This window comes from Pelosinus sp. UFO1 (genome assembly GCF_000725345.1).
In the GTDB taxonomy this organism is placed as follows: Bacteria; Bacillota; Negativicutes; order DSM-13327; family DSM-13327; genus Pelosinus.
Genome location: NZ_CP008852.1, coordinates 1,886,988 through 1,901,008, shown reverse-complemented (window position 1 = coordinate 1,901,008; position 14,021 = coordinate 1,886,988). Strand labels below are relative to the sequence as shown.

Annotated in this window: 19 protein-coding genes; all 19 read right to left on the bottom strand. The window is 41.2% G+C overall.

Translation table 11 applies throughout. The features are described 5' to 3' along the window. Nucleotide 1: 1 nt before the first annotated feature. The 19 genes from UFO1_RS08750 to UFO1_RS08660 all read right to left on the bottom strand — a co-directional run bounded on the left by UFO1_RS08750 (nucleotide 2) and on the right by UFO1_RS08660 (nucleotide 14,011). On the bottom strand, nucleotides 2-340 hold the full coding sequence (locus tag UFO1_RS08750; protein WP_038670065.1) for a hypothetical protein: 339 nt from the start codon (nucleotides 338-340) through the stop codon (nucleotides 2-4). After that, nucleotides 341-598 carry a hypothetical protein gene (locus UFO1_RS08745; RefSeq protein WP_038670064.1) on the bottom strand — a complete coding sequence of 86 codons (258 nt, stop codon included), beginning with the start codon at nucleotides 596-598 and terminating at the stop codon, nucleotides 341-343. It lies immediately after the preceding gene. A gap of 199 nt (nucleotides 599-797) precedes the next feature. Next, nucleotides 798-1,340, bottom strand: a complete 543-nt coding sequence (locus tag UFO1_RS08740) for a hypothetical protein (protein WP_038670063.1) — start codon at nucleotides 1,338-1,340, stop codon at nucleotides 798-800. A 13-nt stretch (nucleotides 1,341-1,353) separates the two neighbouring features. Beyond that, nucleotides 1,354-3,423 (bottom strand): phage tail protein, encoded by a 2,070-nt coding sequence (locus UFO1_RS24040; protein ID WP_051788874.1) that lies wholly within the window; start codon nucleotides 3,421-3,423, stop codon nucleotides 1,354-1,356. 12 nt (nucleotides 3,424-3,435) lie between these two features. After that, a complete protein-coding gene (locus UFO1_RS08730) occupies nucleotides 3,436-4,074 on the bottom strand; it encodes a phage tail protein I (RefSeq protein ID WP_038670062.1) in 639 nt (212 codons plus the stop codon). After that, on the bottom strand, nucleotides 4,071-5,189 hold the full coding sequence (locus UFO1_RS08725; RefSeq protein ID WP_038670061.1) for a baseplate J/gp47 family protein: 1,119 nt from the start codon (nucleotides 5,187-5,189) through the stop codon (nucleotides 4,071-4,073). The genes UFO1_RS08730 and UFO1_RS08725 overlap by 4 nt, the downstream gene beginning before the upstream one ends. Next, entirely contained in the window at nucleotides 5,182-5,502 is a 321-nt protein-coding gene (locus UFO1_RS08720) for a hypothetical protein (RefSeq protein WP_051788873.1), read from the bottom strand. Before UFO1_RS08720 ends, UFO1_RS08725 begins: the two co-directional genes overlap by 8 nt. 3 nt (nucleotides 5,503-5,505) lie before the next feature. After that, entirely contained in the window at nucleotides 5,506-6,048 is a 543-nt protein-coding gene (locus UFO1_RS08715) for a phage tail protein (RefSeq protein WP_051788872.1), read from the bottom strand. Nucleotides 6,049-6,058: 10 nt separating this feature from the next. After that, a complete protein-coding gene (locus UFO1_RS08710; protein ID WP_038670060.1) occupies nucleotides 6,059-6,541 on the bottom strand; it encodes a phage baseplate assembly protein V in 483 nt (160 codons plus the stop codon). Continuing rightward, on the bottom strand, nucleotides 6,541-7,563 hold the full coding sequence (locus UFO1_RS08705; RefSeq protein ID WP_038670059.1) for a phage late control D family protein: 1,023 nt from the start codon (nucleotides 7,561-7,563) through the stop codon (nucleotides 6,541-6,543). Before UFO1_RS08705 ends, UFO1_RS08710 begins: the two co-directional genes overlap by 1 nt. Next, complete coding sequence (locus UFO1_RS08700; RefSeq protein ID WP_038670058.1) at nucleotides 7,560-7,772, bottom strand: tail protein X; 213 nt, start codon at nucleotides 7,770-7,772, stop codon at nucleotides 7,560-7,562. The genes UFO1_RS08705 and UFO1_RS08700 overlap by 4 nt, the downstream gene beginning before the upstream one ends. Then, nucleotides 7,765-9,936, bottom strand: coding sequence for a phage tail tape measure protein (locus tag UFO1_RS08695; RefSeq protein WP_038670057.1), 2,172 nt, complete (start codon nucleotides 9,934-9,936; stop codon nucleotides 7,765-7,767). The genes UFO1_RS08700 and UFO1_RS08695 overlap by 8 nt, the downstream gene beginning before the upstream one ends. Nucleotides 9,937-10,063: 127 nt before the next feature. Beyond that, on the bottom strand, nucleotides 10,064-10,372 hold the full coding sequence (locus UFO1_RS08690; RefSeq protein ID WP_051788871.1) for a hypothetical protein: 309 nt from the start codon (nucleotides 10,370-10,372) through the stop codon (nucleotides 10,064-10,066). 22 nt (nucleotides 10,373-10,394) lie between these two features. Continuing rightward, nucleotides 10,395-10,925, bottom strand: coding sequence for a phage major tail tube protein (locus UFO1_RS08685; RefSeq protein WP_038670056.1), 531 nt, complete (start codon nucleotides 10,923-10,925; stop codon nucleotides 10,395-10,397). Nucleotides 10,926-10,939: 14 nt separating this feature from the next. Then, complete coding sequence (locus UFO1_RS08680) at nucleotides 10,940-12,400, bottom strand: phage tail protein (RefSeq protein ID WP_038670055.1); 1,461 nt, start codon at nucleotides 12,398-12,400, stop codon at nucleotides 10,940-10,942. Between the two features lies 1 nt (nucleotide 12,401). Next, nucleotides 12,402-12,701, bottom strand: a complete 300-nt coding sequence (locus UFO1_RS08675; RefSeq protein ID WP_051788870.1) for a hypothetical protein — start codon at nucleotides 12,699-12,701, stop codon at nucleotides 12,402-12,404. Further along, nucleotides 12,670-13,155 (bottom strand): hypothetical protein, encoded by a 486-nt coding sequence (locus UFO1_RS08670; protein WP_038670054.1) that lies wholly within the window; start codon nucleotides 13,153-13,155, stop codon nucleotides 12,670-12,672. The genes UFO1_RS08675 and UFO1_RS08670 overlap by 32 nt, the downstream gene beginning before the upstream one ends. Then, the gene (locus UFO1_RS08665) at nucleotides 13,152-13,712 is read right to left on the bottom strand and encodes a phage tail protein (RefSeq protein WP_051788869.1); all 561 of its coding nucleotides are present in this window, start codon (nucleotides 13,710-13,712) and stop codon (nucleotides 13,152-13,154) included. The genes UFO1_RS08670 and UFO1_RS08665 overlap by 4 nt, the downstream gene beginning before the upstream one ends. Then, a complete protein-coding gene (locus tag UFO1_RS08660; RefSeq protein ID WP_038670053.1) occupies nucleotides 13,709-14,011 on the bottom strand; it encodes a hypothetical protein in 303 nt (100 codons plus the stop codon). Before UFO1_RS08660 ends, UFO1_RS08665 begins: the two co-directional genes overlap by 4 nt. Nucleotides 14,012-14,021: the final 10 nt, after the last annotated feature.

The window sequence follows — 14,021 nt, the reverse complement described above, 5'->3', positions numbered from 1 at the left end:
TCTATTCCTCCTCGTTGTATAAATCAGGTGTTCCTGCCGCTTTCTGCATCTTACGGACGGCGGCCACCTCCGCGTCGATAATCCATCCTATGAACGCTCCGGGTACTAAAATACGTCGCCAGCCTAATATTTCATTGATTTGCTGGATTGCAGATCTGCGTTTTTCAGCGTTTTCCATATTATCGGCAAACCTGTCCAGCTCATAAATGGTGCTCTTGACCGCTTCGCGTAACGGACCATCCTGCAATCTTACATACATCACAAACAGCCCCATGGCTAAAATATTAGCCACTAGGATTACCCCAGCGCCACATAATGCAATTTGGTATTCGTTTGTCATTTAATGCACCCCTTTAAAATTTTGTAAAGCGAAGGCTATAACCTGTAAAACTAGCCCAATACCAGCTGAAATGTACCCCGCCGTTTTGTATACCTCATCAATTCGGTGATGAGCTGATTTAGTACTTTCAATATTCTTTGTAAGTGCTATTTCATTTGCATCCACTTTGGCTTTGCACGTAGGACAACCACTTATTACTACGTCCATTTTTGTTTCTAATATAATCATACGATCTAATACTTCACGCTGAAAATCCAATACCCCACCCCCAAAATTCTATCTACATACTTACATTCAAAATTTGCTACAAAATAAACGCCTATTTATTCCGTACAAATTCAGCCGGATAAGATAGGTAAAAATAAAAATAGAGCCCCTAGGCTCCTACTTACTACGACTACAACCTGAATTTGTACATTTCCCCTCATTTTCTTTTGCTCCACACACAAAGCATCTTTTAATCATCTATCTCACCTCTCTTTGTGTCATATTCGGTTTTTAGTTCTGCATAATCAGCTTTAATACTGGTGATTAAATCGGTATTCTCTGACAACATTGCCATACCTAAAGCCTGTGATAGTTCGGCAAATTGTGGCTGATATTCGGCATCTAGGGCAGATAATTTATTTTGCCTAATTACCTCCACGGAAGGTGCAGGAGGCGTATATTCAACCAACTTTTTAGTGTCAATATCAATTTTTCTAGTCGATTGGTTTTGCATCCAGTCGTCGTGTTCCGAGTCCGTAATTTCAATGTACGGTGTAGGAATTGCTGATAAGTCTAAAGTAGTACCTATTTGCACAGTACCTGGATCCTGAATTATTTCTTTCATGACCTGGTTTCCGTCTTTATCTACAACCGTATTGCCATTTTCGTCTACCTCTGCTACCTTCGTAACGAGTGGTTCTGCATTATACAGAGGTATTTCTTTGCCGTGAACTGCAGAATGGTACGGTGCGACTATAAAACCTGTACTCTCATCATAATGTAAATAATACATAGTTATTACCTCCTTAATGTCCTATTGCCATATAAGTACGTGTTGCTGGTTTACCACTATCTGATATGTTCGTGTCTCCTAAGTAAAATTGTGTTTTATCAACAAAACTATAGTCAACAGAACCAGTTACGACAATTTGCGTAACTTCCGTGGGGAAAGCTATTGGAAATGTATTATTACTGTAGCTGTTAGCGACAGCCCACTGCTCGACGTCGCCATTGCTCCACTTTCTCCAATAGTACCCTGTGCCACGACCAGAGGCTACTATATACGCCGACTCGTCAGAGGTAGTAGTTTTCTTCCATGCTCCCCAAACGCCAGCGGTTTTTTGCCTTGTGTATTCATAATTTACAGCGCTGGTCATTGTATATGCCTTTTGGGTTACGTAGTTAGTGTCACCCCCGCAAATAACAAAGACTTTAAACCAGCTATCTATCCCGCTTCCAGGCGTGTTTACTCCAGCATTTATGTCGTACCACCCGTTTGCCGCCACTGTGTCTAGGTCTGTGCCTGGGGTCAACCTCGTGGCGCCTGCGCCTAAACCATACCCAGCTGGCGCTACTAAGTTCATTGTAGCAATCTGCTTCCATGACGACCAAACGCCCGCGATTTGCGCGCGTGTGTGTACCTCTCCTGTACTGGAGTTCGTAGCGGTTTGTATGGTGTAATTAACACCGTTATACCCCGTAACTTCTACAAAATAAACGTAAAGTGACGAAGGGGCGTTAGCCTGTCCCACCGTACTACTTCTATAGAATCCGTTAGCCGTTACGCTGTTGTAGTCCCCAGTAAATACAGTGGAAGCAGTCCCCAGCCCAAATCCTGCTGGGGCCACTAAGTCCATTGTAGCAATCTGTTTCCACGCGCTCCATGTTCCCAAGTTACAAGTTCTTTCGTAACTTATGCCCCATGGACTAGCCCCAAAAGTGTGAGCTTGCTGATATATATAGTTAGTACTGTAGTTAATTGTCTGAACCCAACACCAGGTATTAACCCCTGATACTGGCGCATTCGTAAGATTATTAGCGAAGTAAAAACCTGTAGCATTGTAATTATTCCAGTCTCCAATTGCTAACGCCGCACTCCCAAGACCGTAAGTAGTTATCTGGTCGGAAGTAGCTAGCTTCTGCCATGCCTGCCATACAGTAGAAAGCTTCTGCCTAGTGTACATAGCGCCATTAGACCTGCTAAATAGTGTTTGCTTTAGGTTGCCAGAGTCTAGCGTTTCTACAAATAAGTAAGACGCCAAGGTAAGTCCTGAAGGCATGTTAGCACCGCTAGCAGATACCCAGTAGAAGCCACACAAAACGGCTAGATTGCAATCATCTACGGTAGTCGCACTCCCGCCTAAACCATAGCCATTAGGCGCGTGTCCCGCATGCGGGGCTGGCGCGTCCATATGGCCTTTGGCCGCCTCTAGCGTAGTAGCTGGCGCAGTATACCAATTTGCTTTACCCGTAATACTTTTCAGCATATTGCCGATACGCCCCAGCAAGGTAGTAAGCGTGCCAGCTGCGCCTGCAAGAGCTGTTGTATCGGTTATAGTGCGATTTCCGATTTTGGCATCAGTGACAGAGTTATCTGGATGGTCAAGCACGGGTGCATTTTTATGTAGTTGTAGAATACTTACAGTTACTAACCCATTTAAATCTATTGTTGCAGTAACATTGGCTGCATTACTAACGACTATATTATAACTAAATTCACTTGATACTGTGACTGCTCCACCTTCAGGGGGTAAATAATCGGGGGCTGAATCAGTTGTTATCGCGTATAGAATTTCCCCTAGTATTGGATCTTGGGCATATACCCCTAATTCTCGGACATTAAAACCATTGGTTAACCCTGCGTTGGTTATAACACCAACAATAGTGGATATATTGGCATTTGCTAAAACTGCACTGATTGGTACATTCATTTCTGGAGCAACTAAATCATTAAGACTCTGTAAATTTTGCCCGTTAGGCAGGACACCAGAACCGACCTTCATTTTTGTAACTATAAGCTTTGTTTGGCCTGCATCTACTTTAGCCTGTAGTGCCTGGCCTTTGGTTGTAAGGATTCCTCCTGACCAATTTGGCATGTGCTCACCTCTTTATATCCGTATTTTTTTATGTACATTTATAGCCCCACCCAAATATTCTCGACTTGATATTTCGGGCATGCGGAAAGCAACAGGTGAAATATCTATCTTTTTGTGGATGCTTTGGCCTACACCTAAATAAAGCGTGCTGTTAATAGTTCGTGAGAGCGACACACCCTCTAGCCATGACCGTGTATTTTTTACAGTATCTATAGCTTTTTTTAACCTGGGGTACATATCTGCTGTAATTTGTCCATTGATTTTTATCACACGAAAAAAATACGGCTCACCGCCGTATTCAAACCATTCTTGCACAACTGCATCTTCTAGTATTGATTTAACAACAAGTTCAACTGCATAAGGCGTTCCTTTATGTCGGTGGGCATCGATGGACGTTCGAACAAGATTTCTTTTTTGGTTGATAGATAAATCCGCATCGTAAAAGTCAACATGATGCTGCCATGCTAATAGATCCACTACCTCTTCCGGTAATTCGTCTAGTCTGGCTAATATAATGCACTCTCGAATAGACTGACTTACCTCTTGCAGCTGTGGTGTAACTGCCGCTGAAATTGCCTGTACCTGGGGATCTGCGGAAATCGATGGAGGTATTAAGTCAAGCCAATTGACATTATATATGTCTTTGCTCATTCCTCAATACCCCCATAATTGACCGTTATATTTTCCTGTTCTTTTGCCACTTGATTCTTGTTTAATGCTTGATAGATTGGCGTTGCCACTGCTACTCTTTTTGCCCCTGCATTCTTCATGACCTTTATTAGCTCTGACGGATCAATACCACGACCAAGCTTTGATTTTTGCCATGTTCTATAATCACTCACAGACTGATTTACTTTTGTACGGATACTAGATGCTAGATTTTCATTTTGCTTATCGATCCAATAAGAAACATCAATGGTATACTCCACTTGCTCTGGCGCTACTGCATAGGTGTTATCCGTCAATGGCCGCACTTTTTTATCGCTACAGATTGCCAATACCGCATCTAATATTTCCTGTCCGGGAATCTCTCCACCCGTAACCAAAGGGCAAATATGAACAACCCCAGGACTGGGAGAATAAACTTCTACATCAATAATGGTGCTGGACGCTGTTTTGGCCCAATATATATAGGCACCATCAGGACCCGCTGTAGAAAAGCTCTCAGGTGCTTGCTGAATGCGATCTCGATAAGGATCGTTAGCCTCAATATCAATTCCGCCCTCGCTTACCGTAATGTTTGATATGCTGGATACATAAGGTATAGGATCAACAAGTGTTTTTAACTCTCCTATCCCATAACCATTACCTATAGTACCTTCGGTCAAACATTGTACTTTGCTATCTATTGTTATTGTTCCTGGCGGAATAACAGCTTCAGAGACTGTCGCGAAAAATATATTGTCGCCAGATGTAACACGTTTGCCAGCTTCTATGGTAGTTGGCTGACTACGCTCAACACTTAATGTAAACCGGATAGTCGAAGTAGCTGCTTTAGCCGGCAATCGTGTGCAACCAACTAGAATTCCAATGTGATCTAAAATATCATCAACGGCATAAGCAAGTAGATTTTGTTTTGCGGAATAATCTATTAAAGACCGCTGTCCAACAATGATCGGCACTTCTGATTGCAATAGTTTTTTACGCGGATCTCCTACGGCAAGGGATTGTTCAGAGACTTCTTCATAACTTTGTATTATTTCATTTTCAATGATTTTCGCGTCTTTCTCAGCAAATGTAATATCAGGTAGATTATACTTAGCCATTTTTAATTTTCACCTTCACTTTTGGCTGCAGTTGACCATTGGCACCATCACCGCTATATGTAATTTCCACGATAGATGCTCTTGGTTCGTATTTATTTACAGCAGAAATAAGCCGTGAGGAAAGCAGTGATGGGATTAAGTTGATAGGCCGATCTAAAAGACTGGCATCCCATGAAAATGCACGGTCCATAGGGCATGAGTAGACAACTGAATTTAATATCATAGCTACGTTTTGCAAGATTTCTTGATTACCAGTTGCACCAAAGTTTAATGTCAGCGAACCAGAGACATCTATTTCATATTCATTAGCCAATCACTATCCCTCCTCCGGCAGTTTGACATACTCAATCAGTGATATATTTACAACTGCAATAAGTAAATTACCACTTTTGTCATAGGTTTTATGGGCTTCACTCAAGCTTTTTATTACCCATTTATTTGTTATAAAAGAAGCTCCGCCTATAACAAAATCACAGATAACTCCACCATCACGTAGATTTCGAAGCTTTTGCAATTCAGTAGATGCATTAATTCCAAGGAAAGACGACATAAAAACTGAAAAAGAAAGATTTTCTAAATCAGGTCCTAAGAACTCCAGTAAGGGTTTTCTATCTTGCCCGATGATTTCATGAGTGGCCCATCGGCCTGAACCATCACGCTGTAATCCATCAAATGTTAGAACTTTAAAAGTATCTTTACTCTGTGATACATTATTTAAACTTGAAATACCGAACTTTGATGATAGCCAGTTTCCAAACAAATTATTATTTTCAGTGGCGGACGCTTGGTAGTAAGACTCAAAAACTACCTCTATTAGCTCATTCTCTTTTGTGGTACCGCTTAAAACTCCTATAGACATTGCATCACCTCTATTGCGGTTTACCTGTTACGGTTCCGATGGATTCAGGATGGATATGGTTGATTAAACTAACACCATTTGCAATTACATCGCCAGTTACATTTACATTTCCTGCCGCAATGATATTGATAGGTCCAGAACACACAATCGTCATAGTACTGCTTTCCCTATCATGTTCCACAGACGAACCGTCAGCAAATTTAATATATCTCCGCCCCATCTTTCCAGCCCTTGGCACATTATTCGCACCACGTACGCTAAAAAGTACATATCCTTCAGCATTCCCTGTTGGCATAAACATACATTGTACTTGTTCATCAATGTCCGGCACCCAATAGTCATCATCTTTAGATACACCACGTGCTGCAACTTGCATCCAAGGCGAAACAGTATCATCCAAATCATCAAATGTGACCCGAATTAACTGTTTTACTTCATCGATTGCAGTCACAGTTCCAGTGCGAAAAAGATTTTTTATATCATTTCCATTCATTAATAGCCCTCCAAACATCGACGCATTTGCAGGCTCACTTCATAACCACTGCTACTTTGACCATGTGTAGCCTGGGTTATGATCCAATTGCCATCAAACTTTCCAAAATTCTTTAAGATTACGACCATGCTGGACAATAATCGTAAATCAGCTAGAATTGTAAGATTAAACTGCCATGCCTGATTATTTTTTTCGCGAAGAGCTTTCTTCGCTTTCCTCTCCGCTTCGTTTAAATTATCGAATCGTTCACGCAACACTAAAACCCGCTTTGTAGGTAGCGGATTTGGTGGAGTATATTCATAATCATAGTTTTTACGCCCTTTAGGAGATCGATATTTCAAACGACAGGAGGAATATGTGTCATTAATGGTTGCCCGTCCACCATATTTTTTAATAGGGAATTTCAGACGGTCAATAGTCAATACTGGATCAGCTTGTTCGTATTTTGCTTCATCAAAAATAACAATTTGTTCATCAGATACTTTTAAGGCCAGTCCCGCGTCTTGACAAAGCTTTTGCAGGAAAGGTAAATCTTGCTGTTCGGTTTGCTCAACACGGTCATATTCTGGATCATCCTGTACGTCATAAAACAGCTCCAAACCTGCACCTGTAGCAATATCATTGGCTACTATCGATAGTTTTGTTTTCTCCCATGCTCGATTTTTATCCTCACCTTTTAAAGATGTCGATTGAAATACGGATAACGCTTTGATCTTCACTTCTGATGGTGGATAACTAACATCCAGCTCATCAATTTCAAAGGTACCTAACGGCAGTTCATCATCCTTACTATCCTCTTTCCAGTTGCTCCGCTTAATTGTCGCCTTTAATTTTGCGCCTAAATCTGGAAACCAGTCTCCTATCCACAACTGTTGACGGTCTTCTAACGTAATTTGTAAGTCGTCTGCCTGACCACTGAGATTGTCAGTATAGGTCCATCCTTTCAGGTGAGGTTGTAAATCTGTCGTGATATCTGCATTTTCATATTGCAACTGCAACCATGCCTGTCTTGCTATCGTCATATACTCACTCTTTTCCATGGAGGTAGGTTTTGTGGTTGTGATGTTGCTATATCGGGTACTACCAAAATTACACCAGCAGGGAAAATGACAGTCGGAATATATACTGGATTCGCATCCATTAAAACATGCATTTGGTGTTCACTACCGTATACTTTGTAAGCGATAGCATCCCACATATCTCCTTGTTTTGTTGTGTAGGTACTAGCCATAACTTACCCTCCCTTGCTGATGAACTACGTCTTGTAATTTCTCCATGAAATCATCTTGTTGACGTTGCAGTTCTGGCATGATCTCCTCACGATTTCCACCGCTTATAACTGGAGCAAAGGTGATTTTAAATATATTACCGCCATTGCCACTTACTCCAAGAATATCGCCAGCTTGTTGCCAGAGAGAAATGGCTCGCGCCGATCCGTCAAGCGGTATAGCTGCCTCGGCAGATTGCTCTGCAAATGTTGTTAGAAATGATCCTCTGCCATAGATACCGCCAGTAGCATTTTGATAAATATTAGCTTTCCCTGCAGCATTTGCACTTGCCTGTACGGTTGCTTGGATTGGGGTACTAAATATACTTCTAACCCATTCCCATTTCTCAGATAGCCAATTTAATTTTTCTTCAAACTGTGAGCGAATATATCCCGTGAATTGAGCAATCGCTGCTGTCGGATCATTCCACATCGTAATTAAGAAGGCTTTCATTGTGTCCCAGTTTTGATACAATACATATCCAGCTGCAACTAAGGCGGCAATCCCAACAATCACTAGACCTATCGGATTTGCTGTCAAGGCTGCATTCCAAGCCCATTGTGCCGCGGTAACTACTTGAGTTGATCCGGCTGACAGGAGCATGGATGTTTTATTTAAAACGATCTGTGCATTTTGACTGGCTAATAACAATTTCATTCCTGCTACGGTATCCTTATATTGATTCATAGAAAATGATGTAGCCAGCCATGCAAGACGAAATCCAACCAAACCAGCTGTAGCGATTATAACCGCATTTGTTAATTGGGGATGTTCCTGCCTAAACGCTGCCAAATGTTGTGCTCCCGCTTGAAACGATGCCGATACCTGCACGATTGCTGGCAAAAATACCTGCCCTAACGAAATACCCGTTTCTGCGGCAGACTGTTTAACTGCATCGATCGAGGACGCTGTGAGTTTTAGCTTTGCGGCGAATTCTTTTTCCATACTACCCTGTCGAGCAGCATCATTGAGTAAATCCATGTTGCCGCGTAACTTGTCCATGCCTGATGCTAACGCAGAAATATCATCTTGGTATTCAGCACCAAATAGACCCGTTAGTGTCTCAGCCTGTTGAGCCTTGTCCAAACCTTTAATCTGATCGAGCAAGCCAAATACGGTCCCTTTAGAATCAACCATATACGATGCCTGCAATTGTCGCGCATCAATTCCTAATTGCGCTAATGTTTGCTGAAATGGCTTCGCCTGCGACGGTGCGGTGGCTAACCTATTCATAAACGCATTTAACCCAGTAGCAGCAATTTCTGGAGTTTTCCCCAAGTCTAGCATTGTTGTAGCAAATGCTGCTAGGTCATTGTTGGAAAACGAGGATTGCGCTGCAGTCCCACTGATACGCTTTAAAACTTCGATTATTTCAGGACCTTTTGCCGTTGTCTGATCATCAAGATAATTAACGGTATCAGCCAAATCCCTAATTTGTGCCCGACCTTCTGCAGTGTCTAATTTAATGCCTCGGATATTAGCAATCTTAGCCATTGATTCCGCAATTTGATCGCCACTCCCATCAAACGCTACACCCATTTGCACAGACATTTTGACAAAATCATTCAGTGCATCGACTCCCTGTACACCCATCCTGGCGGCAGCGGCTGTTGTTTCAGCTACGGGAGCTGGCAACATACGTAAATCTCTACTGAGTTGCATTACACTTGACTGCATTTGATAATACGTATCGGTTAGGTCACCATTATCATCTCTAGCGCCCTGAACCTGTTTGGCTACACCGCCCATTGCGGTTTCGAAGTCAATAGCCTGTTTTGTAGCAGCCAATAATGGAGCTGCAGTGATTGCTGTATCGACCATACGACCACGAATTTGTGAAGACCGCTTACTAGCTTCGTTTTGTTGTGATTGTGCTGCTATCAATCTTGATTGCGCTGACTGGGTTTGCTCAAGCTGATTTTTCAACATAGCCTGAGCATTTTTATAGCTATCCACATTGATTACGCCCGACTTATATGCAGCATCAAGAGTCTTTAAATCACCTCGAAGGGCAACCGACTGAGCCCCTAGGGTTCTCATTTGAGCAGAGGCAGAGGAAAAGGTGCTTTGAAAACTAGATCCCATTTTACCTGCAATTTCAAAGGCTACTTGAAACACTTTACTCACTTCTCTCTTTTCCTCCTTTCCTTCATCAATTCAACAGCATCCTGAATCCAATCAAAAAAGTCTCGTAAGGGGATTTCCATCCAATACGAGACTTTTTCATATTCAGTTAAGGATAATGCTGTTTTTCTTATGAGTTTTCCTGGTGAGCGCCCGGTAATGCCCATCCGAACAAAAAATTTGCTGCCACCGTAGTGGCTTGTATGAAATCAGCACCGGATAAATTCAAGATATCATCAACAATAACTGATTCGTTTGCCGCTCTGGCAGCTATGATAGCTTGAAATGTCTTGCTATAGCAAGAGTCTGGAGTAGTATCTCCCAATAATCTAGCTTCTTTTTCGGCTGCTATAATTTGATTCCCAGTGATTTTATTAAAATCAAAATTTAATTCCGCTATTTCAACACCATTTTTTGTAATTGGTTTATTAAGTTTCATCTTAAATCTTCCTCCAACCTTTTTATAATAGGCCCAATGCTTGACGGACCACACTTAAAGAATCTACACCATTTACGACATATTTATAATTTAATTTATCGATTTCAAGAACCGTTATATCATTGATTACATATTTAAGGTACACACATTCTAGTTCTACAGAGCTATTGCCGGATGCCCCTGATTCCAATTTTCCTAGTTCTCCTTCAGAAGGAAAACCGCGAATTATAATCCGATCCGCATTAAAGCTTCGTTCTCCACTTGCAACATCATATTTTTGTATTGCAGCCCTAAATTCTAAATCATGGCCACTACAATCCAATAAACTGATCATATCTGGCGTAGTTGTTCGAAAATTTATTTTCGTCTTCAATGCTTTGGTTTGTCCTGTCGTCGGTGTTTCCAGTTCTCCCAGGATACCCGCCCCTTTTAAGGTTTCGGTAATATATTGAATCTTCGGCAGCTCTACATCAGCAACACCTAGTAGATCTTTTCCATTCCGATAAACCCGATGACCTACAATTCTTTCTGGAATTGTATTAATTCCGTCCATTCATCGCACCTCCCTTATTCACTAAATAAACTTTCTAAATATGTGGTATCAAACTCAAGTGTAAACTCTAGATCCTCTGCAGGAGTTGGTGGAGTTTGGTAAACATGAAATCGAACCTTCCCATTCATAAGATCTGTGATTGGATTCTCAGCAGACTGAAACTCCACCCGGCCACCAAGTAAAGCACCTCTAGCAGTAAGACCATTGAGACGAATATTAAAACTATCTACAACTGTTTGTATTAAACGCTTGTTTATTGGGCTATCAACCTTTTGCCAATACGTCAAAATAAGTTCATTCCCAATCCAATTAAACATTCTCCTCACTGGTATCCAACTATCTTTTGGATCACTCGCACCGGGAAATACGCCTGTACGATTCCCCCATGCTTTCCAGCCACCGATAAAATTTAAAGCCGTTACAATTCCTTGACCATTTAAATATGCGGCTTGATCAGGCCCAAGTGAAATCTCTTCTCCAGCCTTATTAATAGCTCCATTTACCTGCAAGCTATGATTGGATGGACTAACATAAGGAATATCGTTATTATCAGCATCAGCACGGCAGATCACTCCAGCTAATTGCGTGCTCAGATGATATGTTTCATTGCCGAGCTTTACAAGAGGCCAGCAGTTGATCTGCATTTTATCCGTATAGTTATTATTTTCTTTCCATGCGGGGGCTTCAGTATACAATTCTGCCCCCTCCGCTGAAGAATCAAGATCACATATCGTAATTGCCTTAAATAAACCATTAATATTTTGCACTTTCGCTTTCATAATAGCGGCAATCATTGGGCTTTGACTCCATCCCGGTGATAATATCTGTCCCGGTACCAAACGGAATAAAGGGAAAATTTGATTAATCAGTTCCATGCCCGTTAATTTCCCAGTCGTTGCACTAACACCGCCAATAATATCCTCTTCCGTGACCATCGCGGGATCGATATAGTTATAGGATACAACTAAGGTTGTTTGACTCGCATCAATGGCACCACCATCTAATACACTGATTAACACTTGCCCTCCATCATTAAAGGCAGCCGCATAATCTATATTTTTTTGTAAAGGTTGTCCCGCAGATGTTTTTCTCACTGCCAAACTATCAAGTAACACTCCTTGCTGGGCTAATATCACTTCCCCGGCAGTAATGTTTACAGTTTTATTGGTTTCTGTCTTTTTGTGCACGGCCGGATCTAATACATTGATAAAAACAATCGGACTCACAGCAAATAATTGAAACATGACTTTAATTGCTTCGCATAATTCATAGTTTTCAAAATCGCTGGTATAGCCTAGTGCCTTTACAGCTTCATCATAGGAATAAGCCAATAAAGGTTTATTCACATATTCAGATGATCCCGTTAAATTAATTGGCGCACGCCCTATGAAAACAGGCAAGCCTGCCGACACTTCTACAGGCGGCAGAATTGACGTAGGTACTTCACTAATAGAAACTCCATGTCTATATGACAAATTATTTCACTCCCTTCTTAATAAACTCAATTATGGCGTTATACCAGACGTTATAAGGAGTACCTGTTTGATTAATTTTCCCCATAACTTCTGACAGCTTCGCTACTGGTACAAACATGCTTTCGATTTCTGGACAATCAGTTACCATTTTATCTAAATGTTTTGGCATTCCTCCCTTATACACGGTAAAACGATTAAGCATAGAAGGTAGGTTTGGGCCAAGATATATTAAACTACTATCTACATTTGATGCTGTTTTGTCCGGCTCCTTATTTGGTTCCTTCAAGGATTCTTCTGACATCTTCTGTCACCTCCAATATATTTGGTGTTGATATGTTGAGAGTGAGCCATCCAACCCACTCAGGTGCTCCTTGTTCTTCGGGAATTACCCTTTTAAGAGGTAATTCAATTTCAAAGCATCCTCCGAAAAACCGTTTACTTAGTAAATGAGTCTTTATAGCATCCATTGCATTTACTAAATCACGCCATCCTTGCTGATCATCTTCTGAATAAATCCCGCAAATTAATTTTACTTGTGCCATTGATCCTTCACTTTGACTTTCATCACTTAAATAACGGGCAATCACGTAAGGAAAATCCTCTATCCCTTGAGGATCTTTTGGATTTTTAGGAGGTAAATATCCCTCTACGACTTGCGGAGCCCGGCAGGTTTTATTTTTAGTTTCAAGTTGTAGATGGACAGTAGCCTGCTGAACTGCTTTAATTAGTTCACTCATCATAATTGGAATATTCATGAATGGCCCTCCAAAATTCGATTAATTTCATGTTCAAGGCGTTTATCAAGAGTCTCAGCCGCTTTCTCTTCAATTTTTTTGCTCACATTTTTTTCACCTAACATTTGCGGAACACTGGGACCATAAAGTTGCTTGATCGGAAAACGGCTTTTACCTGCACGGATAAACACCCCTATGTGTCCGTTTGATGTTCGCGCTATAAATGCGTTTTTTATGGTTTTCTTACTACTCCCCAATTTAACCCTTGCAGTAACAGGAATCCTTTGCTTACTGTTTGGTCTAGTAGGGCTTATATCAAACTTTGAGAGAGCAATTGGACTGCCTGTAGATGATATAGAACCAGATGGTTTATTAAGACTAGCATTTTTAATTACCATTGTTTTTCTTATAGTACTAGCGTCCACAATATATTGTTCTCTCACACTACGGATTGCTTCCGCTCTAGCCGTGATTAGGCTACGATTAATAGCATTGCTTTGCGCTTTTGGTAAAGCGTCTTTAATCCCACCCAATAGAGCTTCTCCCCTGCTGATTTGATCCGAAGTAAATTCAATCACGAATCTCGTGCCTCCAGAATAATCTCTAGAAGATCTTCCTTTATACAATCAATTACATAATAATATTTACCATCGACCTCAATCTTCTGATCGGGTATTGGTATATACCCAAGATCTGTTTGACTGATAAATAAATGACGGCGTATAACATATACGCCGTCATTTGCATTAGGTATGGCTCTATCTTCGTCAATTACACAAAGAATGTCTTGTCCATCAATATTATGTTCCGTGGCGAATTCATCGGCATTCAAGAAAACTTTTAAGTCTGAATTAAGATAATCTTTTAGTTTAGGCATATTGAACGCC

Coding starts and splice junctions, on each gene's coding strand:
- UFO1_RS08675 (WP_051788870.1), bottom strand. CDS start 12,701: ATGTCAGAAGAATCCTTGAAGGAACCAAATAAGGAGCCGGACAAAACA.
- UFO1_RS08690 (WP_051788871.1), bottom strand. CDS start 10,372: ATGAAACTTAATAAACCAATTACAAAAAATGGTGTTGAAATAGCGGAA.
- UFO1_RS08700 (WP_038670058.1), bottom strand. CDS start 7,772: ATGGCTAGTACCTACACAACAAAACAAGGAGATATGTGGGATGCTATC.
- UFO1_RS08725 (WP_038670061.1), bottom strand. CDS start 5,189: ATGGCTAAGTATAATCTACCTGATATTACATTTGCTGAGAAAGACGCG.
- UFO1_RS08715 (WP_051788872.1), bottom strand. CDS start 6,048: ATGTCTATAGGAGTTTTAAGCGGTACCACAAAAGAGAATGAGCTAATA.
- UFO1_RS08710 (WP_038670060.1), bottom strand. CDS start 6,541: ATGAATGGAAATGATATAAAAAATCTTTTTCGCACTGGAACTGTGACT.
- UFO1_RS08685 (WP_038670056.1), bottom strand. CDS start 10,925: ATGGACGGAATTAATACAATTCCAGAAAGAATTGTAGGTCATCGGGTT.
- UFO1_RS24040 (WP_051788874.1), bottom strand. CDS start 3,423: ATGCCAAATTGGTCAGGAGGAATCCTTACAACCAAAGGCCAGGCACTA.
- UFO1_RS08670 (WP_038670054.1), bottom strand. CDS start 13,155: ATGAATATTCCAATTATGATGAGTGAACTAATTAAAGCAGTTCAGCAG.
- UFO1_RS08705 (WP_038670059.1), bottom strand. CDS start 7,563: ATGACGATAGCAAGACAGGCATGGTTGCAGTTGCAATATGAAAATGCA.
- UFO1_RS08740 (WP_038670063.1), bottom strand. CDS start 1,340: ATGTATTATTTACATTATGATGAGAGTACAGGTTTTATAGTCGCACCG.
- UFO1_RS08750 (WP_038670065.1), bottom strand. CDS start 340: ATGACAAACGAATACCAAATTGCATTATGTGGCGCTGGGGTAATCCTA.
- UFO1_RS08730 (WP_038670062.1), bottom strand. CDS start 4,074: ATGAGCAAAGACATATATAATGTCAATTGGCTTGACTTAATACCTCCA.
- UFO1_RS08660 (WP_038670053.1), bottom strand. CDS start 14,011: ATGCCTAAACTAAAAGATTATCTTAATTCAGACTTAAAAGTTTTCTTG.